The organism is Azotosporobacter soli (genome assembly GCF_030542965.1).
Lineage (GTDB): Bacteria > Bacillota > Negativicutes > SG130 > SG130 > Azotosporobacter > Azotosporobacter soli.
Genome location: NZ_JAUAOA010000022.1, coordinates 1 through 21,281 on the forward strand (window position 1 = coordinate 1; position 21,281 = coordinate 21,281).

General features: G+C 47.5%; 22 protein-coding genes, 1 rRNA gene and 1 riboswitch. Of the genes, 3 read left to right on the top strand and 20 right to left on the bottom strand.

Features of this window, described 5'->3' with window-relative positions; genetic code table 11:
* The 6 genes from QTL79_RS14930 to QTL79_RS14955 form a co-directional block, all read right to left on the bottom strand.
* Positions 1-247: ribosomal RNA gene (locus QTL79_RS14930) — 16S ribosomal RNA — on the bottom strand; the annotation flags it as partial.
* Positions 248-448: 201 nt separating this feature from the next.
* On the bottom strand, positions 449-601 hold the full coding sequence (locus tag QTL79_RS14935; RefSeq protein WP_346355766.1) for a hypothetical protein: 153 nt from the start codon (positions 599-601) through the stop codon (positions 449-451).
* A 104-nt stretch (positions 602-705) separates the two neighbouring features.
* A complete protein-coding gene (locus tag QTL79_RS14940) occupies positions 706-1,089 on the bottom strand; it encodes a type II toxin-antitoxin system death-on-curing family toxin (protein ID WP_346355767.1) in 384 nt (127 codons plus the stop codon).
* Positions 1,090-1,329, bottom strand: coding sequence for an AbrB/MazE/SpoVT family DNA-binding domain-containing protein (locus QTL79_RS14945; protein ID WP_346355768.1), 240 nt, complete (start codon positions 1,327-1,329; stop codon positions 1,090-1,092).
* 72 nt (positions 1,330-1,401) lie between these two features.
* A complete protein-coding gene (gene mnmL, locus QTL79_RS14950) occupies positions 1,402-2,364 on the bottom strand; it encodes a tRNA modification radical SAM protein MnmL/YtqA (RefSeq protein WP_346355769.1) in 963 nt (320 codons plus the stop codon).
* Positions 2,365-2,383: 19 nt separating this feature from the next.
* The gene (locus QTL79_RS14955) at positions 2,384-4,135 is read right to left on the bottom strand and encodes a B12-binding domain-containing radical SAM protein (RefSeq protein WP_346355770.1); all 1,752 of its coding nucleotides are present in this window, start codon (positions 4,133-4,135) and stop codon (positions 2,384-2,386) included.
* 172 nt (positions 4,136-4,307) lie between these two features.
* Between QTL79_RS14955 and pepF the strand changes: the two genes are divergently transcribed.
* Positions 4,308-6,176, top strand: a complete 1,869-nt coding sequence (gene pepF / locus QTL79_RS14960; protein ID WP_428845485.1) for an oligoendopeptidase F — start codon at positions 4,308-4,310, stop codon at positions 6,174-6,176.
* Between the two features lie 42 nt (positions 6,177-6,218).
* Here the strand turns inward: pepF and thrC are convergent, their stop codons facing one another.
* From thrC to QTL79_RS14980, 4 genes are all read right to left on the bottom strand, one after another.
* Complete coding sequence (gene thrC / locus QTL79_RS14965) at positions 6,219-7,703, bottom strand: threonine synthase (RefSeq protein ID WP_346355771.1); 1,485 nt, start codon at positions 7,701-7,703, stop codon at positions 6,219-6,221.
* 24 nt (positions 7,704-7,727) lie between these two features.
* Complete coding sequence (locus QTL79_RS14970; protein ID WP_346355772.1) at positions 7,728-8,417, bottom strand: B3/B4 domain-containing protein; 690 nt, start codon at positions 8,415-8,417, stop codon at positions 7,728-7,730.
* The gene (gene ybaK, locus QTL79_RS14975) at positions 8,408-8,878 is read right to left on the bottom strand and encodes a Cys-tRNA(Pro) deacylase (RefSeq protein WP_346355773.1); all 471 of its coding nucleotides are present in this window, start codon (positions 8,876-8,878) and stop codon (positions 8,408-8,410) included. The genes QTL79_RS14970 and ybaK overlap by 10 nt, the downstream gene beginning before the upstream one ends.
* Positions 8,879-8,943: 65 nt before the next feature.
* The gene (locus QTL79_RS14980) at positions 8,944-9,210 is read right to left on the bottom strand and encodes a CPF_0552 family protein (protein ID WP_346355774.1); all 267 of its coding nucleotides are present in this window, start codon (positions 9,208-9,210) and stop codon (positions 8,944-8,946) included.
* A gap of 302 nt (positions 9,211-9,512) precedes the next feature.
* Between QTL79_RS14980 and nadE the strand changes: the two genes are divergently transcribed.
* Positions 9,513-11,405 carry an NAD(+) synthase gene (nadE, locus tag QTL79_RS14985; protein ID WP_346355775.1) on the top strand — a complete coding sequence of 631 codons (1,893 nt, stop codon included), beginning with the start codon at positions 9,513-9,515 and terminating at the stop codon, positions 11,403-11,405.
* Positions 11,406-11,449: 44 nt separating this feature from the next.
* Here the strand turns inward: nadE and QTL79_RS14990 are convergent, their stop codons facing one another.
* The gene (locus QTL79_RS14990; protein WP_346355776.1) at positions 11,450-11,737 is read right to left on the bottom strand and encodes a hypothetical protein; all 288 of its coding nucleotides are present in this window, start codon (positions 11,735-11,737) and stop codon (positions 11,450-11,452) included.
* An 11-nt stretch (positions 11,738-11,748) separates the two neighbouring features.
* Positions 11,749-13,281 (bottom strand): hypothetical protein, encoded by a 1,533-nt coding sequence (locus QTL79_RS14995; protein ID WP_346355777.1) that lies wholly within the window; start codon positions 13,279-13,281, stop codon positions 11,749-11,751.
* A 137-nt stretch (positions 13,282-13,418) separates the two neighbouring features.
* On the opposite strand from QTL79_RS14995, the gene QTL79_RS15000 reads away from it, so the two are divergent.
* Positions 13,419-13,928: a hypothetical protein gene (locus QTL79_RS15000; protein ID WP_346355778.1), complete on the top strand. Its 510-nt coding sequence runs from the start codon at positions 13,419-13,421 to the stop codon at positions 13,926-13,928.
* A 118-nt stretch (positions 13,929-14,046) separates the two neighbouring features.
* Here the strand turns inward: QTL79_RS15000 and QTL79_RS15005 are convergent, their stop codons facing one another.
* From QTL79_RS15005 to QTL79_RS15040, 8 genes are all read right to left on the bottom strand, one after another.
* On the bottom strand, positions 14,047-14,874 hold the full coding sequence (locus QTL79_RS15005) for a metal ABC transporter permease (protein WP_346355779.1): 828 nt from the start codon (positions 14,872-14,874) through the stop codon (positions 14,047-14,049).
* Positions 14,875-14,883: 9 nt separating this feature from the next.
* Positions 14,884-15,600 carry a metal ABC transporter ATP-binding protein gene (locus QTL79_RS15010; protein ID WP_346355780.1) on the bottom strand — a complete coding sequence of 239 codons (717 nt, stop codon included), beginning with the start codon at positions 15,598-15,600 and terminating at the stop codon, positions 14,884-14,886.
* A gap of 12 nt (positions 15,601-15,612) precedes the next feature.
* Positions 15,613-16,035 (bottom strand): Fur family transcriptional regulator, encoded by a 423-nt coding sequence (locus QTL79_RS15015; RefSeq protein WP_346355781.1) that lies wholly within the window; start codon positions 16,033-16,035, stop codon positions 15,613-15,615.
* A gap of 14 nt (positions 16,036-16,049) precedes the next feature.
* On the bottom strand, positions 16,050-17,765 hold the full coding sequence (locus QTL79_RS15020) for an ABC transporter ATP-binding protein (protein WP_346355782.1): 1,716 nt from the start codon (positions 17,763-17,765) through the stop codon (positions 16,050-16,052).
* 188 nt (positions 17,766-17,953) lie between these two features.
* Positions 17,954-18,574 carry a C40 family peptidase gene (locus tag QTL79_RS15025; RefSeq protein ID WP_346355831.1) on the bottom strand — a complete coding sequence of 207 codons (621 nt, stop codon included), beginning with the start codon at positions 18,572-18,574 and terminating at the stop codon, positions 17,954-17,956.
* Positions 18,575-18,628: 54 nt separating this feature from the next.
* Positions 18,629-18,773: riboswitch (cyclic di-AMP (ydaO/yuaA leader) on the bottom strand.
* A gap of 40 nt (positions 18,774-18,813) precedes the next feature.
* Positions 18,814-19,785, bottom strand: coding sequence for a glycosyltransferase family 2 protein (locus tag QTL79_RS15030; RefSeq protein ID WP_346355783.1), 972 nt, complete (start codon positions 19,783-19,785; stop codon positions 18,814-18,816).
* Between the two features lie 41 nt (positions 19,786-19,826).
* Positions 19,827-20,189, bottom strand: a complete 363-nt coding sequence (gene aroH / locus QTL79_RS15035) for a chorismate mutase (protein WP_346355784.1) — start codon at positions 20,187-20,189, stop codon at positions 19,827-19,829.
* Positions 20,190-20,294: 105 nt separating this feature from the next.
* Positions 20,295-21,188 carry an HD-GYP domain-containing protein gene (locus QTL79_RS15040; RefSeq protein ID WP_346355785.1) on the bottom strand — a complete coding sequence of 298 codons (894 nt, stop codon included), beginning with the start codon at positions 21,186-21,188 and terminating at the stop codon, positions 20,295-20,297.
* Between the last annotated feature and the right edge of the window lie 93 nt (positions 21,189-21,281).

Sequence of the window (21,281 nt, forward strand, 5' to 3'; positions counted from 1 at the left end):
TTCGAGTTGTTGTCCCCATCTTAGAGGCAGGTTATCTACGCGTTACTCACCCGTTCGCCACTATTTGTTGTTCAACACCCAACCTTCAACTGAAGTGTTATCCTCTTTGATAACGCGTTCCCTCTTCGCTTTCGCTCATCGGTAACGCCTCCGCAAAGATTCGGTGTTAAACAACAAACCGTTCGACTTGCATGTGTTAGGCACGCCGCCAGCGTTCGTCCTGAGCCAGGATCAAACTCTCCATAAAATTATGAAGAAGCTTCATCAGCTCTTTATAACAAAAACATATTGTTTGTTGAGTCATCATCACCAAAGCGATGACATCTCCGCACATCTGGCTTTTCATTCTTTTCCACATTGTTCAGTTTTCAAGGAGCACCGTCACCGTTCGGCGACTTTTATATATTAACATAACCTTTTGTTTTTCGTCAATACTTTTTTTCTTTTTTTAGCAGTAAATCGAAACATATTTTTCGCTTAATTGGTCAAGCGTCGCTCTCATTTCAAGCATGCTTTCTTCCGGTAAAGCTTGCGCCAGGTTATCACAATGTACGACCGACGATAATTTACGAATGCTCGCTAACAGTTCTAATTTTTCCACGACTTATTACCTCACTTATTTTTCAAATTCACACGCCGCCTATATTATCATCCTTTTTTTTCCTTGTAAAGGCGGTATTGAAAACACAGAAAAATAAGTTTATTTTACACTGGCAACGTGTTCTTCTTAAACCAGGTCACCAAATGATCGACTTTGCTCCGCCCAGCCGCAACGTCTTTTACCATATCAATGATCTTATCCTGGGCGGCAATTACATGATACCCGTTAATTCGCAAGGAAAATAAAGCTGCCAGAACGGCAATTCGTTTGTTGCCGTCTTGAAAAGGTTTATTGTTTATCATCGCATATAGCAAAACAGCTACTTTTGTAAAAACATCCGGATATAAGTCTTCGCCTTCAAATGCGACCATCGGCTTGTTTAAAATTTCCTCTAAGGCATTTTCATCTTGAAGCCCTGCTGTGCCGCCTGTACGACGAATCATTTCCGTATACAGATAGATGATTTCCTCCATATGAAGGTAACGCATTTACCGCAACCCCCTCAGCGTATATTCATAGTCGACCAGCAACTTGTCCACCATCCGAACAAAATCTACGGAGAACTGTTTTTTCTTAACGACGACCGGCTTTAAAACCAATTCTTGTTGTTCACGATTCACTTCCATAGTCACGTGCGATCCTTCTGTCAGTTCCAATGCCTTCATCATGGTTAGCGGCAACGAGATCACGCAACTATTGCCGGCTTTGAAAATCTTCCGTACCTCCATAGCCTTGTCCCTCCATTTTATCGATTGACATGCAAACGTCATTACTGTCATCTACGTATATATACGCGATGTTCAAACGGTTTCCTGCAAAAATTTTCGCACAGCGGCACCATGCAGGTAATCGCATTTCCGCCCCTGCCATGTATTTCGTTCTGTCATCTGTGCAACAATCGTATCGCGAATCTTCCACCAACCAGTCTGCCAATTGCTGAATAGAGTATTGCTTTCCGGCGCACGTCCAATCAGCCTTTGTACGGTGATATCCGGATGCAGGTGTTCTAAAAACAGAATCACCCTTTCCATATACTCTTCTTTGCTGATCAAATCAATCTGCCCTTCTTGATACCACTTCGCCAATAACGTTCCTTTGACTACATATAGCGCATGGAGTTTGACTTCCGTTACGCCGAGCGCCGATAAGATTCGAGCGCCTTCTTTAACGTCAAGCTCATCATCCCATGGCAGGTTTAATATTAAATGTGCGCAAATGGAAAAACCATATCGTTTGATCCGTTGTACAGCCTCAATAAATTCCGCCAAACCATGGCCCCGATTAATTTTTTTCAACGTATGATAATTTACCGTTTGCAACCCCAACTCAATGCTGATCTCAATCTCTTTCTCCTGCGCTACTTCCGCCAGCATCGCCAGATACGTCTCATGGATGCAGTCCGGCCTGGTGGCAAGTGCGACGCCGACTATATCCGGCTGGCACGCTTCTACTATATGAGCACGTAAATCTTCAGGCGGCAAGTAAGTGTTGCTAAAGTTTTGAAAATACGCGATAAACTTTTCCGCCTTATACTTCGGCTTGATATGCGCCATATTGGTTGCGATCTGCTCCGCAACCGTGATCGATGCAGGTAAGTTTTCATAGCCGGCGCCAATTTCGCCGCAAAATACACAGCCGTCTGAGCCGCAAGTTCCATCGCGATTGGGACATGTAACCGGTAAACTGACCGGCAGTTTATATACCTTGACGCCAAAACGACGGCGCAGGTAATCCGAATAGGCATTATAACGTTCTGTCAGCATCAGCGTAAACCCGCTTTCTTCATCGAACTGACTCCTGCTCCATCTCAGACACGGCATGCAATTGAACACGTTTACCGCTGTAGTCAATGAGAATCGTTTGGCTGAGCCTGTTAATTGTTCCACTTGCAAGATATTGCAAGACATCGAACGACATCTGTTCCATTTGATACCTTTTTTTCAATTCCCGCCAGGAAAGAAACGTATAGTTCGGAAGATATTGGCGCACTCTCTCCTCATCACGCCAAAAAGCGGTTTTTTCCTCATCCCACTGTTCGCCGTCCCAGCTTAAGCCGCTAATCCGCAAACCGCCCTTAGGCACGAGCAGCATATCCAGTTTGAGAAGCTCTTCAAACAGCTCCATCGCCATGGCATATTCTTCTCGCGCGAATCGCAGTAAAATCTCCGCCAAACCCTTGGAACTGTGCGCAATCATCTGAAAGCCTTGCCCTGCCCAATACTCCGCCAATCTTTCATAAAAGACAAATGCGCCACCCTGTGTCTGACGAACCAGATAGTCAACCGAATGTGCAAACAGTCCGCTATTGTAAAAGCGTTCGACGACATCTTCCACTTCTTTTAACTTTAAAAGTTCCGCATAGTGTAGCCATCGATTGCCCATCACTTCATACGGCGGAATATCGAGAAAAACATATTCATGTTTTTCCGCTTCGCGACGGATCCCTGATCCCGGCAGCAATTTCAAAAAGCCAAGCTGAAGCATATGCGGCTTGAGCGCATACACTTCATTAAAGGAATTTGCAAAACTAGCATAGTCTTCATAAGGCAGGCCCGCGATTAAATCGAGATGCAAATGTACATTATCCGCTTTGCGCAGGCAGTTCACATTGTCCGTTAGACGCTCCCATTGATTTATCCGCTGGATTTGACGCAGCGTTTTTTCATTCGTCGACTGAACACCGATTTCCAACTGAAAGCGACCGGAAGGCAATGCAGTCAACAGTTCCAAATCTGTTTGCTGTAAAATATCGGCCGACACTTCAAAATGAAATAACGTTTCCGCCTCCGCTTGCGCCAGATAACGCCAAATGCTCTGATAATGTTCCGGTTTTGCATTGAACGTCCGATCCACTAATTTCACCTGACGGACTTGCCTACGCAAAAAAACATCCAGTTCAGCTTTCACCTTATCAAAACTACGAAAACGCACGCCTTGCGTAGCACTGGAAAGACAATATTGGCAAGAATAAGGGCAACCGCGCGAAGTTTCATAATAGAGAATCTTTCCTGTTAGTTGTTCTAAATCCGTTTCTTCATAAGGAAAAGGCAAGCTGTCCAGTTCATTCACAACCTGCGCCTCACCAGCCACAATCCCTTCTGGGCTACGCCAGGCAATCCCCTTAATTCTCGCTATGCCTTCATCATCATTTCGTAGCGCTTTTAGTAACGCAGGCAACGTTTCTTCGCCTTCGCCTAAAATTACATAATCCACCCAAGGCGCATTTTGCAATAAGGAAGCGGCGTTATAGGTCGCCTCCGGTCCTCCAATGATGATTTTGCATTTCGGTAAAATCGCCTTGATCGCTTGCGAAAGCTGGAGGATCTCCTGGCGGTTCCAGATATAACAGGCCAACGCCAACACGTCCGGATTCTGCCGGAACAAGTCGCCGACCAAATCACTCAGGTGCTGATTGATGCTGTATTCTTTTATTTCACTTAATATCCCCTGCGCCTTCAAAGAACTTTTTAAGCTGTATAAAGCCAACGCCGAGTGGACATATTTGGCATTTAATGTCGTTAGGACAATCTTCATCTAGGCACCTCATTCATTTAAAACTGCAATTATCATAGACCCGTTCCTTAATTCTGTCAACAAAAATGCCTGACGCAAAGAGGATTCTCTCCTTTTCAGGCTAATAGATACAAAAGATAGCTTATCTTTTTAAAGGAGTGGTCTTAGCATGATTAAACAGTTAGTTCCTTGGATGGTAGGTGCAATGATCCTGGCTCCCGTTTACGGCCGGAGCGAAGCCAGCGGAACCAATACGACCTCCCTACCGGATCGCAGTCAAATCCCTTCCGAAGCCAAATGGCATTTGGATGATATGTACCCTTCGTTGGCAGCGTGGCAGCAAGACGTTGACAATCTTAAACCGCTGCTTGAACAAGCCGCCGCTTATCGTGGTACTTTGTCCTCTTCACCGCAACAACTGCTGAACTGCTTGCAGTTGCGTGATGAAATCGGCCAACGCAGCGGCAAGTTATTCGCCTACGCCCGAATGCAGCGCGATGAGAACACCGCCGACAATAACGCACAAGCGCTCACCGGCAAAATGGAGGGCTTGCTGGCTGAAAGCAGCGCCGCCTTATCGTTCATCGATCCTGAAATCTTATCGATACCGGATGCCGCTTTGCAATCACTTCGTAATCAGGAAACGCAACTGGCTCGCTATGATTTCTACTTTGATAATTTACTGCGCCAAAAGCAGCATGTCTTGTCACCGCAGGAAGAAGCATTGCTGGCACGCAGCGCAGAAATCGCACAAGCGCCAGAAACGATTTTTAATATGTTAGCCCATGCCGACATGACATTTCCTCCTATAAAAGATGAAAAAGGTCATCTTACTCAGTTAAGTGAAGGACGTTACAGTCTCTTTATTCGTTCACCACAGCGCGAGGTACGGCAGAAGGCTTTTACCGGGCTGTTCGACACCTATCGCCAATACCGCAATACCTTTGCCGCTACGCTAAACAGTAACGTCAAGAAAAATATCTTTTATGCTGACAGCCGCCATTATCCATCGGCGCGTGCCGCTTCCCTCTTCAATGATAATATCCCACTTTCGGTGTATGATAATTTGATTGACACCGTGACAAACAACCTGGCCCCTCTGCATCGCTACGTCAACATCAAAGGGCGCGCCTTAGGTGTTGAGCAAATGCATATGTATGATTTATATGCACCGCTTGTCTCCGATGTTTCCCTTCATTACTCCTATGCAGAAGGAAGAAAACTCGTCCAGCAAGCCCTCTTTCCACTTGGCGACGCCTATGGAACCGCTTTGTCGCACGGCCTTGATTCCGGTTGGGTTGATGTATATGAAACAAAAGGCAAACAGACCGGCGCCTATTCGTGGGGTGTCTATGGCGTACATCCTTATGTCCTGCTAAATTATCAAGAACGCTATGAAGACGTCTCCACTCTGGCACATGAGATGGGACACGCGCTGCACAGTTACTACAGCAACGACCGACAACCGTTTGCCACCTCTTCTTACACTACGTTTTGCGCTGAAGTCGCTTCAACCACCAATGAGATACTTTTACTCGAGCATATGCTCGCTACCAATAAAGACCCAAAAGTCCGCCTCTATCTGTTGAACCAATATCTTGAACAAGTCCGCACTACCGTATATCGCCAAACGCTGTTTGCCGAATTTGAAAAAGAAATCCACGAAAAATCGCAGACAGGCGAGACGCTCACCGCGGATCTTCTCTCAAGCATCTGGCGTCAGTTGAACATCAAATATTATGGCCAGAACATCGTCGTTGACAAAGAGATCGATATGGAATGGGCCCGCATCCCTCATTTCTATTACAATTTCTACGTTTACCAATATGTCACCGGTTATTCAGCCGCCACCGCTTTAGCCGAAGGTCTGCGCACACAAGGACCGGAGGCGCAAAAACGCTATCTCGCTTTTCTCTCCAGCGGCGGTTCAGACTATCCGATCACCTTGCTGCGTAATGCAGGCGTCGATATGAGCGCACCGCAGCCTATTGAACTTACTTTGAAAAAATTCGCCGAACGACTAGACGAATTTGAAATGTTGCTCGCTGCAGAAAAAAAATAAAAAATCGCGTACCACCTTATCTCTTCGGTGGTACGCGATTTTTTATTGCAAGATGTCTTCAACGCATTGCTGCATTCCTTTCGGAGTACAGATGTCCTTGTGAAGAATCGGCAAATTTTCCAGTTCCGCCAGTTGAGTTGGAATCGTCCAGCCGGTTTTTGCCGCCAACGTTTTTAGCATCGCAAACTCCGTCTCAGTCGCAGCAACACCTAGCGCCTTTAAAACGCTGTCATTGAATTTGAACGGGCTAGCCGTAGATAAAATAATCTGCGGCGTTTCATCGCCCGTTTTTCGATACGCTTCACCGGCCTGCCAAGCCACTGCCGTATGCGGATCCAAGAGATAATTTCGCTCCTCGTATACTTTGCGAATCGTTTCCTGCGTCAGTTCATCGCTGACCCATTCACTCCAAAAGATATCCTGTACCTTTTGCAGCAACTTCGCGCCAATATCATAGCCGCCTTTTTCTTTCAACGACTTCATCCAGCCTTCAACCAGCTCGCAACGCCCATCGGCGATATAATATAACATCCGCTCCAGATTGCTGGAGATTAAAATATCCATCGACGGCGATATTGTTTTATGAAAGGCTCGACTGCGATCATATTTTCCTGTCCTAATAAAATCAGTCAGCACATTGTTGGGGTTGGCGGCGCAAATCAGGCGTCCAATAGGTAGCCCCATTTGCTTTGCATAATATCCGGCTAAAATATTGCCGAAATTTCCGGTAGGCACGACAAAGTTTACTTTTTCGCCCAAAGTAAGTTGCCCAGCTGCAACCAAGTCGATATAAGCACTGAAATAATAAACGATTTGCGGTGCCAAGCGCCCCCAATTGATTGAGTTTGCCGAAGAGAGTCTTATTTGCTTCGCTTGCAGGCGCTGTTTGACGCCTGCGTCGGAAAAGATCTCCTTAACGCCGCTTTGCGCATCGTCAAAGTTCCCTTCCACTGCAACCACCGCAACATTGCTCCCGCCTTGGCTCAGCATCTGCATCCGCTGAATCTCGCTCACCCCGTCTTTCGGGTAGAAAACGACGACCTTCGTTTGCTCTACATCGCGAAAACCTTCAAGTGCCGCCTTGCCTGTATCACCTGAGGTTGCGACTAAAATTGCGATCTGCGAATTTTCTCCAGTCTTAAGCAGTGCTTTCGTCAGCAATTGCGGCAGCAACTGCAATGCCATATCTTTAAAGGCGCTTGTCGGGCCATGCCAAAGTTCCAAGATATGATGCTGCCGATCCAACGAACGAATCGGCGCGATAGCAGCCTCGGAAAATTTCTCTTCACTGTAAGCAGCCGCCGTGCAGGCTTTTAGTTCATCTTCACTATAATCGGTAAGAAAAAGTTTTAGTAAATCCGCAGCCCGTTGTCGGTAATCCATGTTTTTCCAACGTGTTAGCATCGTTAAACTAAACTCCGGCAGCGCCTCCGGGATAAAGAGTCCTCCATCCTCCGCCAGACCTCTTTTAATCGCTTCCGCCGAAGATACTCGTTCTTTGCTGCCTCTAGTACTGATATAATTCATGCTGCCGCTCCTTTTATTATACTCTCACTTATCGTCACACGCCGTCACAATGCCATGTTTTATTAAACGTCCCCCATTGTGAAAGCGGATTTTTTCCGCCGTATACGATAATATTTCACTCAATTCACGCGTCGTTATTTCTTCATCCGCATACACGATCGACAATACGTTTTTCGTCAGCAGTGTGACCGCTGTACGTTTTGCATCCGATGTCGGATTGCCAAAAACTCCATTTTCATCGCTTAAAAACGGCTTTCCCTCCGTCTTCGCCGTTTTACCACCAATATTGCTATATTCGCCTTCTGTCGCAACCTGATAGCGAATGGAACCATGTAATTTATCTGCATCATACAAACCAAACGGCAAGAGAAATTTAATCGAACAATAATTCGACGCATCGACTGCACTGTTAATCTGATATAACTCCTTTTTTTGCAGGATTCGCCTAACTAAAGCTTCTGCTGACGGACGATAGCGGGACGGATCCCATGACATTTTCTTGTACATGCTCCGCACAGCCGCAATGCGCGTAACCTGGCTCAAGCCATCCAGCGTGTATTGCTCTGAAATCGCCTGTCGCAAGAGAGAAAACTCACTCTGCAGCGCAGCAGACTCGCTCTGAATATGTAAGTCATTTAGTAGCAGATAACCAAGTCGGCAAGCGGGCACCCTTTCCTTAATGCTTTTTTCGATGCAAAATTCATTTAACGACATATGCCATACACCCGGGCCTGCACAGATTTCGTTAGATCGCTTGGATGGATTAAAATTTGACAACCGCGGATTCCGGCACTAACCGCAATGAAAGGCCATTCATCAAGACTCTCATCCACATATACCGGATATGCTTTTTTCGCCCCTAAGGGCGAAACGCCGCCTCGAATATAGCCAGTTAATTTTTGTACATCTTTTAAAGGAACCATGTCCACCTTCTTATTTCCGCTATAAGAGGCCAGCGCTTTAAGATCGAGTTCCCGTCCCCCAGGAATGACCGCCATAAGGACACCGCTTTTATCGCCTTCGACGACGAGCGTCTTAAACACCTGTTCCAGAGGCAGGCCTACTTTAGCAGCCACATTTTCCGCGCCTAAATCCTCTTCATCGACCGGATATTCCTTTAATTCGTACAAAATATTCATGCTATCCAATATACGCGCTGCATTTGTTTTTTTCATAAAAATGCGTCCTCCTCAAGTAGCCATGCTTTGTAATGAAAATGCGCGGTCGCCCGCGCACCTTTTCAAAAATCAAGCATCATTTGTTTTACTTTGACGTTCGGGATTCCCTGAAGGTCTTTTTCCAGTTGAGTGATCTCTGCCGCAGAGCCGACCAACTGCAACATGATCATTCCAGTGTTGGAGCACACGCCGCCATCCGGTTGTACGTCATGCAACCCTAAACGCACTTTGATATTGCAGCCGTAACGCGTCAGGACATCCTGTACGCGCGTCGCTGATTCGGTACGACGTTCTTGCGCGATCGCCATGATACTCGAACAATTCTCCATAATAATCCCTCCAGCAAAATTTCTTCACTACTGGATAAATACTACCAGTACTGTTAAATTCCTGCTTTCCTCTGCAAATATCAGGCTGCATTTCTTTTCTCTCCGCCAATCAATCCTTCAGCATTTTTCAATCGCTCACAAGAGACATTCGTTCTCTCTCATTGCATTATAATATCATAAAAATATTTAAACTGTCTACTTCAACGAATAAAAGTTTCATTTATTACCATCAGCAGGATATTGAATGCTCAAGGCGAACTTTTAAGATTTATTATTCTTTTTATAAGCAGAGGTGACTTCTTTTGACAATTCGCATCGCTTTGGCGCAACTCGAAGTAATTCCCGGCCAGCCATTCCACAATACAAACGTCATGTTGTCTATGGTCGAAACAGCCCGTTCCGCTAATGCCCAAATCATTGTTTTCCCTGAAATGTCAATCCCCGGTTACCTGCTCGGCGATACCTGGGAACAACCTGCTTTTTTACGTGAATGCGAAGCCATGGGTAAACGCCTGGCAGCCGCCTCCAACGATATCTGCATTGTTTTCGGCAATGTCGCAATTGATTGGCAAAAGCATAATGACGACGGTCGGCCGCGCAAATATAACGCCTGCTTCATCGCACATCAGGGAACTTTTATCGGCGCCGATAACTTTCCCTATCCATATCGCATCAAAACGCTGCAACCGGATTATCGCGAATTTGAAGATTCGAGACACTTTTACAGTTTACGCAAGCTTGCCTTGGAGCAAAATAAGACCGTCGCCGAACTGAGTCAGCCGGTCTACGTGTCTCTGGGAGACCGCCGCCTCTCGCTCGGTTGTCTGCTCTGTGAAGACGCCTGGACCGACGATTATGCCTTCCACCCATTAGAAGCGTTAGCGACAAACGGACCGATCGACTTATTTTTAAATTTATCGAGCTCTCCCTATACGCAAAATAAAAATCAAAAACGCAACCGCGTTTTTTCCGCTCACGCCCGCCGTTTCAATGCTCCGCTCCTTTACGTCAATAGCACCGGCATTCAAAACAACGGCAAAACCGTATATACCTTTGACGGCTGCAGCACCGCTTATCAGGTGGATGGCGAAATTGCCGCATACGTCCCCGCCTTCAGCTGCGACATCGCTTATTTTCCGTTCGGTATTCCGACGAAACCTTGCCAACTGCCAAAAGAGACTCCGACTGCCGAAATCTATCAGGCGCTGCGTTACGGAGTGGAGCGCTTCACAACCAGCCTTGGCATTAAACGCGTCGTTGTCGGCTTATCCGGGGGCATCGATTCCGCGCTTAGCGCCGCCTTTTATCAGCTCGTTCTTGGTCCTGACAACGTACTGCTTATAAACATGCCAAGCCGTTTCAATTCGGTAACGACTAAAAACTTATCGGCCGAGTTAGCCAATAATCTTGCCTGTCCTTATATGATCGTGCCAATCGAAGATTCGGTGGCGCACACCATAGATCAGCTTTCGCAAACGCCGATTCGCCAAGTCGGACGAAGCGAGGCGCAACATCTTTCGCTCTCCTCCTTCATGCAAGAAAACATACAGGCGCGCGACCGCAGCGCCCGAATACTATCCGCCGCGGCAGCAGCTTTTGGTGGAGCGTTTAGCTGCAACGCCAATAAAAGCGAAACAACAGTCGGCTATTCTACCTTGTATGGCGATCAATCCGGTTTTCTTGCTCTGTTGGCCGATTTGTGGAAACACCAGGTTTACGCTCTGGCCAATTATCTAAATGACGTTGTCTGGCAGCGCAAGATCATCCCGCAAGGCATCTTGGATTTGATTCCCAGTGCGGAGTTATCGATGGCCCAGGCTGTGGATGAAGGAAAAGGGGATCCTCTTTGTTATCCTTACCACGATTATCTCTTTCGCGCTTTCGTCGAACGCTGGCAACGGGCTACACCGGAAGACATTCTGCTTTGGTACCAAAACGGCTCGCTTGAAAAAGAACTGGGTTGCCAGCCCGGTATCGTCGCTAGTCTGTTCGCAACACCGCAAGATTTCATCGCCGATCTTGAACGTTGGTGGAAGCAATACTGCGGCATGGGCGTTGCCAAACGCATCCAGGCGCCGCCCGTCATGGCCGTCAGCCGCCGCGCTTTCGGCTTCGATCACCGCGAAGCGCAAAATGGAGTCTACTTCACACAAGAATATCACCGCTTAAAAAACAGTATTCTTGCTCTTTCCTAGTAAAGAAAAGGGAATCGCTCATTTATCGAGCGATTCCCTTTTTTTCAGCGGCGACGCCATTGCCAAAGCAACGCTGCCGCGCCCAGCATAAGCGCTAACGGCAAGGCGACAAGCAAGGCAGCCACAGCAACCGTTGCAATTACAAGCACACCGGCCCAACCTGACGGACGCCAGACAAAATGAACGCCGCTCGGTCTTGATCGCTGCGTTCTTTCTCTGGCGTTTTCCGTTGTATCGAGAGTAATTCCATGAAAAGCCTGATGCTCTTCTTGCGTCAGCGTACGAACACACTGGCATTCCGAAAGTAAATTACCGCATTGTTCACAACGCATAAAATGCCTCCTTAGAGAAACAATGATAAGATGAAGCCTTCTTCGCCCAAATAGCGTGGATCAAAAGCCTTCAATTTCAAACGCTGCGCCAGACGCATTCGATTTCTATACACGCGCGCAACATTCGCTGCAAAATCATCCGCCAGTTCACTGACGACAAAATGCGATAAGCCGTTGATTTGCGCATAAGTACAAATCACAGCCGCCGCCCAGGCTTCCGGTTCCTTGATTTCCCTATCGTAATAATGGTTGAAATCCCGCCATAAATTTTGCAAAAGCATAATGTCATGGCGCGAAAACCCATATTCCGGCCCGCGCTCATCAAGCAAGCTTACGACCACCGGCTCCGGCTCACGTTCACACTTCGCCGCGGTCGGCAATTCATCGGCCGGACGAGTATGGATCGCGCAGCTGACTGTTACACGCGCCATTCCGGTAAGCGCTGTAATCGCATGCCGTATGACAAGGGAATGCCTGCGCAAAAAAGCTGCTAAATCATTGCCTGCCTGTTGCTTGGAAAAGATGTCCGCCAGCTTGATCACTTCTTCTTTGATCCGACGCCGTAACGATTCACTGACTTCCAAATTTGTTACATAATTAATCATTAACATGCCGCGTGCAAAGACATGACCGAAAAACAACTGCCGTTTCAATTGATGCAAGGGAAATTCCGGCATGGGCAATTCAAATTTTTCTTCCGTAAACAAATTCACGCACTGCACCATTTCACCGTCTAGGGAACGGTCCACATAAAAGACCGTGAACTTCGAGCTGAGTAAATCTTGCAAAATATGTGCTTCATCTTCGCTAATCCGCTCGCGATATTCTTTTTGAAAACGCTGCAGTGGCGTCATGTCATCGCTTAGCAAATGATAATCAAAAATGAAATAATCCCAAAAGCCTAGCCAAAATTCCTCTTCCTGTTCTTCCGGCATCGTATCGAACGGCCCCGTATAAAGATACAATGCCCGATCAAAATCATCGGCAAAGGATTCTTTTTGAAAAAATCCGCCAATTTTAAGCATTAATACTTCAAGCGCTTCACCGACCAAGCGACCTACATCATCCGCTGATAAAAGGCGCTCTTCCAAGCCGTTTGTCGGAAAAGTCAATTCTTCCAAGATATCGCTGATCTGTAAAAAACGTAATTTATTGCCGCCGGCAATTTTTTCCGCTGCCTCTTCCAGTGCTTCAGGATATACAAGCCACTCTCTCAATTCGGCATAGCGAAAAAAATCTTTCAGGACGGAAAAAAATTTACGTACAGCCTTAATGTCCGATTTAATTCCTTTCGCCTGATTCGTAAGCCACCGTACCGCCATACTGAAATCTTGGCTCGTCATCTCATCTACTTCCGTCAAATCGGCATGCAGCAAATACAAGATCAACCACTGTAACTGCTTCCATGTTTGCTGTAACGCCGCATCATTGTCGCCCTGCCATGCCCGATGACGCAAGAAACCCTCTACCCATTCCTGAGGCAAAAATATTTCGGCTTCTTCTTCATCATAAAAACGCTCTACGAGCGAATATACATTTTCCATAGCCTGTCCCCGCTCCTTTGTCCCCTTGCCACCTATTATACCATAATTGTGCTATAATATTGCATATGGAAACAAGCGTCATCCCTTTTAAAGGACAGACACGTTCGTTTCTCAAACTACTTCTTGAGGTGATTATTTTGTTTAAAAAGACCATCCTTATCGTACTTTGCCTATTTTTTAGCATGACATCCGGCGCGCTGGCCGCCTCCAGTGAAAATGCTCTTATGTCGGTAGCGCTCTACGTCGATAGCGGCGGACACTATGTCCCCGGCAGCGAATTATTGACAAAAGGTTTGAATGAAGTCATCCGCTATAAGTTAAATCTCCTGTTTCTCGGCAGCGAAGTCCTCTCCGGCAATGAGGTTTTACGCGGCTTAAACCGTGCCGGCATCACAAGCGGCCAGGATGCGACGACGGAAGCTTTAACCACTTACGGCTCTACCGCACATGTCAATAATGTCGTTCTATTGACCGTGCGTCCGCTTAGCATGGAGTTGGATGTCAAAGCATTCAATACTTCCGAGAATATGTTTATCGTCAATAAAACCGTCTCCCCGCCGGATGCGACCTCACTCTCCACCTTGGACACATTTTCAGACATGATCGGCCAGCAACTCGCGGAATTGTCCGGCCTATTAAAATCATAACAAAGGAGCCGCGCACATGTACGTAGGCGATATCGGAATTCTCGCAGCCATCTTCTTGATTATAGCTTATCTCTTTTGGGATCGTTTTACCGATTAACTAAAAAACAGCGGCAAAGCCTCACGCTTTGCCGCTGTTTTTTAGTTTGCTGCGCCCGATTCGACCCCAAAGCGATGCAGCAATATACAACGCGACGCCCGTCATAACAATCGTGCCGCCCGGTGCGATGTTAAACTGAAACGCAGCCGTCAGACCGATAAATACGGAAGCCAATGAAATCAATACGGAGGCCGCGATTGTTCGCCTGAAGCCGAGACCCAACGCATGCGCGGCTGCAACCGGTACAATCATCAATGCACTTACCAATAAGATTCCCACGACCATCATCCCACTTACAACGACAACAGCGGTAAGTACGCTGAAAACCAAATTGATCTTGTCAATCGGAACGCCGGCGACTTTTGCCACATCTTCGTCAAGCGACATTAAAAGCAGAGACTGAGTATATCTGTACATCAGCAGCATCACCACACATGTACAAGCGCTGATTAACGCCAAATCCGTATTCGTTACCGTCAGTATGCTGCCAAACAAAAAGTTCAACAACCCTGCACTGGGCATGCGCGTCATCGTACTGAAAATAATAGCCAGCGCAATGCCCGCATAAAAAAAGACGGCTAAGCCCATATCTGCCAAATTCCGATGGCGCCGTCTGAGCCACTCAATCCCCAGCGCCCCCGCCAAGGTAAGCAGAAAAGCGCCAAAAGCCGGGTACCAGCCTACCATATATCCGCCGGTCACTCCGGCAAACGCAATGTGACCAAGCCCATCGCCAATCATCGATTGACGCCGAAGCACGACAAAATTGCCAATCAAAGGGCAGGCCAGCGCAATTAATATGCCGGCAACCAACGCCCGCTGCAAAAAATCATATTGAAAAAACTCCATGCGACCACCTCATCTCCCAGTATAATACCAGGAATGTTTTGTCTGAATATGGCTGAAATCAAAATTCTCGCTCTTGCCGTAAAAACAAAGGCCACGATTAATGCAGGCGACTTTTTTTGCATACTGTAAGGCTTTCTCCATATCATGTGAAATCATCACCACTGTAATACCCAAGTTTTGATTTAAATCCTTCAACAATTCATAAATACGCCCGCTTGCCTCGTAATCGATTCCGCTGGTCGGCTCATCGAGCAGGAGAATCTGCGGATTTGCCGCGAGCGCCATCGCCACCATTACGCGCTGTTGCTGCCCGCCTGACAATTCACCGATTCGGCGCGTCCGCAACGCCGTAGCACCAACCAATTCAAGCATATGACTGACAATATGGCGTTTTCCTTGGCGCGTATGATGACCTTTCACTGTGCCCAGCTCGACAATTTCTTCAACCGTCGCCGGAAATCCAGGCGTATGCGCACTGTATTGCTGCGGCACATAAGCAATCTGTCCCTGCCGTTGCGCCGCGCGCATTTCCTCACCACTAATAACGATACGGCCAGCCTGCGGTTCCAGCAGACCGGCCATAATCTTTAACAAAGTGCTCTTGCCTGCACCATTCGGCCCGACGACCACAACAAAATCGCCCGCCTCAATCGTCAGGCTAATATCTGAAAGAACGACTTGTTCATCATACGAAAAATCCACTGTTTCTAAGCATATATGCCCCATATCCTGTCTCCTTTACTGCCGGCATGTCCGGCAGATCCCCATCAGTTCTAATTGATGGCGAACCAAATCATAGCCTCGCTCCTGTACTAAATTCACTAGCACATCATCAATCGGGCAATAATCGATGCATTCTGTCTTTCCACAACGCAGACAAACCAGATGATGATGATGATCTCGCCCGGCTACTTCATAGCGGTTTCCCTCTTTGCCAACGCCGCCGATCGACGCTAAAAAGCCCAATTCTTCCAGCAGCTTGATATTTCGGTAAATGGTGTCCAGGCCCAGTTCTGGTTGTATCGCCTTCACCCTTTCCCAAACATCGTATGCCGTAAAACGGCTGCCCGCAACTGCTAAGACAGCCTCAATAATCGTTTGGCGCTGCTCTGTGATCCGACAACCCCGTCTCTTAAGTTCGCCTAGTATTTCTTGCAACATCAGGAAAACTCCTTTTATCCGGGCGCACCTTCGTGAACGGCTTTCGCATATTGCACGCTATGCAGCATCAGTTCTGCATGCGTACCCTGTTCGAGAATACGTCCATGTTCCATGTACAGCACCCGGTCACTAGCCTGCAACGTATTCAAGCGATGCGTAATCATAAAGGTAATGCGCGCCCCACTGACCTGGCGCAATGTCTCAAGCACCTGTTTTTCCGCCTGCGGGTCAAGCGCCGCTGTCGGTTCATCGAGCACCAAGATCGCAGGATTCAATAAGACTGCGCGGGCAATCGCAATGCGTTGGCGCTGTCCGCCCGAAAGATTGCCGCCCAAATCGCCGACCACATACTGATACTCCCCTGGCAGTCTGGCAATAAATTCATCTGCATTCGCCATGCGGGCTGCCGCCCGCACTTCCTCTTCTGTAGCCTGCGGGGATCCGTAGCGGATATTATCCAGGATCGTCGTATTGAACAAAATCGGTTCCTGCTGGATAAATCCGATCTGCCGCCGCCAATTTGCGACTCTGAACTGTCGAATATCGACGCCATTATATAAAATCGCGCCGTGCACCGGATCGTAAAAACGCAGCAACAGGTTGGCAAAAGAAGATTTACCCGCGCCGCTCGGCCCGACAATCGCAATCATTTCACCCGGTTTGGCCAATAGACTGATGTTGCTCAGAGTCGGCACTTCCGGCTGGTAAGCAAACGAAACGCTTTCGAATGAAACCGACTGCGGCGTGACATTCAAGAGCTCCTGCGGACCATCGCTAACACCGTTTTCATTCCCTTCCCCGAGTCGTTCCAAGCGTTGCCATGCCACTTCACCCAGCTTGAGGCGCGACATCGCCATGCTGATTTTTTTCAACGGTACCGGAATATTGATAATATAGATCAAAAAGGCAAACATGCCTCCCATGCTCAAATGGCCACTGATAACCTGATAGCCGCCATACCAGATGATTACCGTTAAGCCGATGGCCGCTAAGAATTCAACCAGCGAGAGCAACAATGCATTCAACCGCTGTACGCGCATCAGATCGCCCTGCGCTTTTTGTACATCACGATTGAATTTTTCACACTCATACTCCTGCCGGACATAACTTTGAATCACCGGTATTGTCGACAAGGCTTCGTGCAGACTGCCCGTAAGACGGCTAAGAGCATCTTCGACCATCGTTCCGAGCGTCGCGATCCGTTTATTGAATCCCTTGATTGCTAAGACAATGAACGGCAGAACCGCAAATGTGACCAACGCCAATTGCCAGTCGAAATAAATCATGATGCCCAATATGAGCAGCAAGTTAAGACTTTCCACCAGTAAATCCGGCAACGCAAGCATCACTGCCTGCTGAACCAACAACAAGTCATTTGTGAATAAGGATATAATTTCACCTGCCGGTACATTGACAAAAAAAGCATAATCTTTGGCCTGCAATTTTTTGAATAATTCCAGTCGCTGCGTTGTCACCATCTGGTTGCCTGCTTTAGCAATCAGATAGCCGTGAAGAAAAGAAAACAAGCCCCTAATTACATAGAGACCGACAATAACCCCTATGATGCCATGCAATAAAGATAAACTGTTCTTCATTAAGGCGTCGTCAATCAAGCGTCGAATAACCAGCGGCGCCGATAAACCAGCTAAACTCGCTATTACAAAACCAGCCAATGCGGTCATGATTAGCGAGCAGTAAGGACGTATGAAAAGATTCCAATAGAATAACATGCGAAGCCTCCAACGGAGCATTCTAAAATACTGATGCTGATTGTATTAATTATTGGTCTAACACGTAAAACCCTCTTTTTTTCAAAAGAAAAGTTGGCTTGCATCCGTAGCCGCGTTACTTTAGAAGTATCCGGCTTCATTTTTAAAATAAAGATGGAGGCCAACGACGGCCTCCACACACAAAAACACTACAACACCTTACGAGCACCAATGTAACGTGGCCCCCAGTAACCGCTATCCAAACTGGATACCATAACTCCGTTGCTAGTACTGGCATGAATAAATTGTCCGCTTCCTACATAAATGCCGACATGCGATGCACCTGGCGCATACGTCTGGAAAAACACCAAGTCGCCAGGTTGCAGACGGCTGTACGAAACTGACTGCCCCACTTCAAACTGTTCGTCGGCTGCCCGCGGCAGATAAACGCCAGCCTGAGCATAAACATAACGAACATAGCCGGAACAATCAAATCCACCAGGGCCGGTTCCACCAAATGCATAAGGCACACCTTGATAGCGCATGGCAGTTTGCACGATTCTTCTGACCGCAGATGTGGATCCGTCGCTACGACTGGCAGGAATATCCCGCCCCATCAGCATCCGATAGGTTTGTTCCCCTAAAATGCCGTCGACTTCCAATCCTTTGTCGCGTTGGAACGCTCTTACCGCATTCGCTGTCGAACTGCCGAAATCACCATCTGCAGCTCCGGCATCATAGCCAAGCGCCCCCAACTGATTCTGAATCGCTGCCACGTCTTGACCTTGGTCTCCTTGCCGATAAGATTCTGCGCCGCAAACACTAAACATCGCTGCGGTCAACAGACATCCCAGCAAGATTGCACGGGAAAAGATACGCAAATTACTACTCCTCTCATGAGCCTGCGAGGTTAGCTGACGGGTTAGGGTCGAGAAGCACCCCACTTTGCCAACATAAATGCTGACAATAACGTTTCACCCCAAAGTTTGGTTCCCCCGCTCCTGGGCTAGGATTAGGCTTTTTTAGTTACCCGAATGGCTTTACACTTATAGTTATTCGACGTCTAGGACTATTTTCCTGCCCAATGGTCGTTTTTTGTTATCAATTTGTTATCTTTTGTTTGTAAATCCGCTCGAACAAGATAAAGTGGTCGCTGCTTTACCTCTTCAAAGATACGACCAACATACTCGCCGATGATGCCAAGACCTAAAAGCTGCAAACCGCCAAGCAGCGCAATGCTGGCCGTTGTCGTAGCCCAGCCTGGCACGGCTTCTTGCGTGAACAGCTTTATATAGATAACATGCATCGTCACGATAAAACTGATCGCGGCGAAGACCAATCCGACATAAAAAGCAAAGCGCAACGGCAGCGTAGAATAACCGGTAATGCCGTCCAGTGCAAAATTAATCATTTTCTTCAGCGAAAATTTGGAGGTTCCTGCATGGCGGCGCGGCGCGACAAATTCGACAGTCGTTTGACGATATCCGATAGCGCCAATCAGGCCGCGAATAAAGCGTGCCTTTTCACGAAACAAGCGAAAGCTCATTACAGCCTTGCGATCAAGCAGACGAAAGTCAGAACCGCCTTCACGGATGTGAACCTTAGACAACGAATTGATCAGTTTGTAAAACAATTCCGATGTTTTCGTCTTAAACCAAGAAACACCTTCCGTTTTTGCCCTGATCGTTTGGACGATTTCATAACCGTTTTCCCAATGTTCGAGCAGCCGAGGTATTAGCTCCGGCGGATGCTGCATGTCCCCGTCCATTGTGACGACCGCATCGCCGTCCGCGTGGTCGAGTCCGCAAGTCAGCGCCAACTGATGTCCATAATTACGCGCCATAATAATGGCGCGTACGCGACAGTCTTCTTCTGCCAAACGTGCGAGTATAGCCGGCGTCGCATCCGTCGACCCATCGTCAACAAAAATAACTTCAAACACATACGACAATGGAGTCATATGTTTACACACTTCTTGATAAAAAAATTCGATGTTCTCTTCTTCATTGAACACCGGCACAACGATAGACAACCGTTTCATTGATTCAACTCCCTGTCTCCGACGGGTATTGCACCCTCCTGTTATTGTTTTACATCCTGGCGCAACACCGTTGCTCCGTGTAAATAAATATGCTTGATTTCCTTTTGACTGCGCTCCGTATTCAGCAACGCCAACACCCTAACGCACTGTTTAACGCCATCCGGCTGTTCAATTTCCTGCGTTCCAAAAAGCGGCACCTCATTCCAGCCGAGTCGACGCGCTGCTACCGCAGGAAATGCCGCATTCAGATCCGGCGTCGAGCTGAAAATAAGTGCGCCAATGTCCTCCGTCTCTATTGCATTGGCTTTTATGAGAGCCGTTAGCAATTCTTCCACACGAGAAATAATCTCTTCGGCGCAATTATTCTCTACCGTCGTCGCTCCTCTGACTCCCCGTATCATCATGCATCAGCTCCATTCACTACTTCTAAAACATACTTTTCATTATAGCAGACTTTCTCAAGCGACAAAAGTCTTCACCGGAAAAAAGACGAGGCGGGAAATCCCGCCTCAATAAACTAATTCTGCAACGGAAAATTGCGCCTTCAAACCAAGTTGCAATAGATCTCCGTCTTCCATTTCTAATATGGGTTGGTTCTCTTTGCCATATTCATATAAGCGGATGATGCCTTTTTTTCCATCATGCAGCTTGACCTGCTGGCCGACCAAACCTTCCGCCAAGCGCTTAAACATCAAATCCATCAACGCCTCATCAAGCGTGGTCTCCATTTCTTCTTTCATCAGCTGGAATGCTTCAAACGGCGATATTCCCCTACGGTAGTATCGATTGCTTACCAGTGCGTCATATACGTCGGCAATCCCTATGATCCTCGCCCAGAGCGAAACGGTATCGCCTTTATTCCCCAACGGATATCCGCTGCCGTCCAAACGTTCATGATGCTGGCTGACCGCTTCGAGCACGCGTTCATTAACTGCTCCAGTTTCCCTCAGCATCTCCCAACTTCGACTGACATGATCATGAGCATCCGTTTGTTCCGCTCCGTTCAGACGCGATGGTTTGCTGATAATCGAAAACGGCACGCGCGCCTTTCCGATATCGTGGATCAAACCAGCAAACACCAGTTCCTGGATCGCGTCCGTTTCATATTCCAGCCACATCCCTGCCAATCCGGCAAGCACAGCCACATCAATCCCATGTCGATATAAATAGTATTGCGAACGTCCCGGTTCATGCAACCAGCCGACCAGACCCGGTATCGGCAGGATCTGTTCATAAATATGCTGCGCCGCCTTCCTAAGTTCCGGCAAGTCAACCTGTCCATTATAACGGGCACGCAAAAAAATACTCTTATTTTCATTTTCCAACATGGCCATTTCTTTTTTAAACTTGACCCACGCCGCACCAAAAATCCCTTTGACCGGTAACGCTTCCTGCTGCATCATACGCGTACCCCTTTCTCATTCGCCGCTTTCCATTATCCATAACCTGATTATAGCAAAATCCGTCTACCGAATCATTTATCCTCACAAAGCAAA

What these genes read in the sequence shown, in the direction of transcription:
- QTL79_RS14940 (WP_346355767.1), bottom strand. Translation starts at nt 1,089, where the DNA reads ATGCGTTACCTTCATATGGAGGAAATCATCTATCTGTATACGGAAATG.
- QTL79_RS14945 (WP_346355768.1), bottom strand. Translation starts at nt 1,329, where the DNA reads ATGGAGGTACGGAAGATTTTCAAAGCCGGCAATAGTTGCGTGATCTCG.
- mnmL (WP_346355769.1), bottom strand. Translation starts at nt 2,364, where the DNA reads ATGCTGACAGAACGTTATAATGCCTATTCGGATTACCTGCGCCGTCGT.
- QTL79_RS14955 (WP_346355770.1), bottom strand. Translation starts at nt 4,135, where the DNA reads ATGAAGATTGTCCTAACGACATTAAATGCCAAATATGTCCACTCGGCG.
- pepF (WP_428845485.1), top strand. Translation starts at nt 4,308, where the DNA reads ATGGTAGGTGCAATGATCCTGGCTCCCGTTTACGGCCGGAGCGAAGCC.
- thrC (WP_346355771.1), bottom strand. Translation starts at nt 7,703, where the DNA reads ATGAATTATATCAGTACTAGAGGCAGCAAAGAACGAGTATCTTCGGCG.
- QTL79_RS14970 (WP_346355772.1), bottom strand. Translation starts at nt 8,417, where the DNA reads ATGTCGTTAAATGAATTTTGCATCGAAAAAAGCATTAAGGAAAGGGTG.
- ybaK (WP_346355773.1), bottom strand. Translation starts at nt 8,878, where the DNA reads ATGAAAAAAACAAATGCAGCGCGTATATTGGATAGCATGAATATTTTG.
- QTL79_RS14980 (WP_346355774.1), bottom strand. Translation starts at nt 9,210, where the DNA reads ATGGAGAATTGTTCGAGTATCATGGCGATCGCGCAAGAACGTCGTACC.
- QTL79_RS14990 (WP_346355776.1), bottom strand. Translation starts at nt 11,737, where the DNA reads ATGCGTTGTGAACAATGCGGTAATTTACTTTCGGAATGCCAGTGTGTT.
- QTL79_RS14995 (WP_346355777.1), bottom strand. Translation starts at nt 13,281, where the DNA reads ATGGAAAATGTATATTCGCTCGTAGAGCGTTTTTATGATGAAGAAGAA.
- QTL79_RS15005 (WP_346355779.1), bottom strand. Translation starts at nt 14,874, where the DNA reads ATGGAGTTTTTTCAATATGATTTTTTGCAGCGGGCGTTGGTTGCCGGC.
- QTL79_RS15010 (WP_346355780.1), bottom strand. Translation starts at nt 15,600, where the DNA reads ATGGGGCATATATGCTTAGAAACAGTGGATTTTTCGTATGATGAACAA.
- QTL79_RS15015 (WP_346355781.1), bottom strand. Translation starts at nt 16,035, where the DNA reads ATGTTGCAAGAAATACTAGGCGAACTTAAGAGACGGGGTTGTCGGATC.
- QTL79_RS15020 (WP_346355782.1), bottom strand. Translation starts at nt 17,765, where the DNA reads ATGTTATTCTATTGGAATCTTTTCATACGTCCTTACTGCTCGCTAATC.
- QTL79_RS15025 (WP_346355831.1), bottom strand. Translation starts at nt 18,574, where the DNA reads ATGTTTAGTGTTTGCGGCGCAGAATCTTATCGGCAAGGAGACCAAGGT.
- QTL79_RS15030 (WP_346355783.1), bottom strand. Translation starts at nt 19,785, where the DNA reads ATGAAACGGTTGTCTATCGTTGTGCCGGTGTTCAATGAAGAAGAGAAC.
- aroH (WP_346355784.1), bottom strand. Translation starts at nt 20,189, where the DNA reads ATGATGATACGGGGAGTCAGAGGAGCGACGACGGTAGAGAATAATTGC.
- QTL79_RS15040 (WP_346355785.1), bottom strand. Translation starts at nt 21,188, where the DNA reads ATGATGCAGCAGGAAGCGTTACCGGTCAAAGGGATTTTTGGTGCGGCG.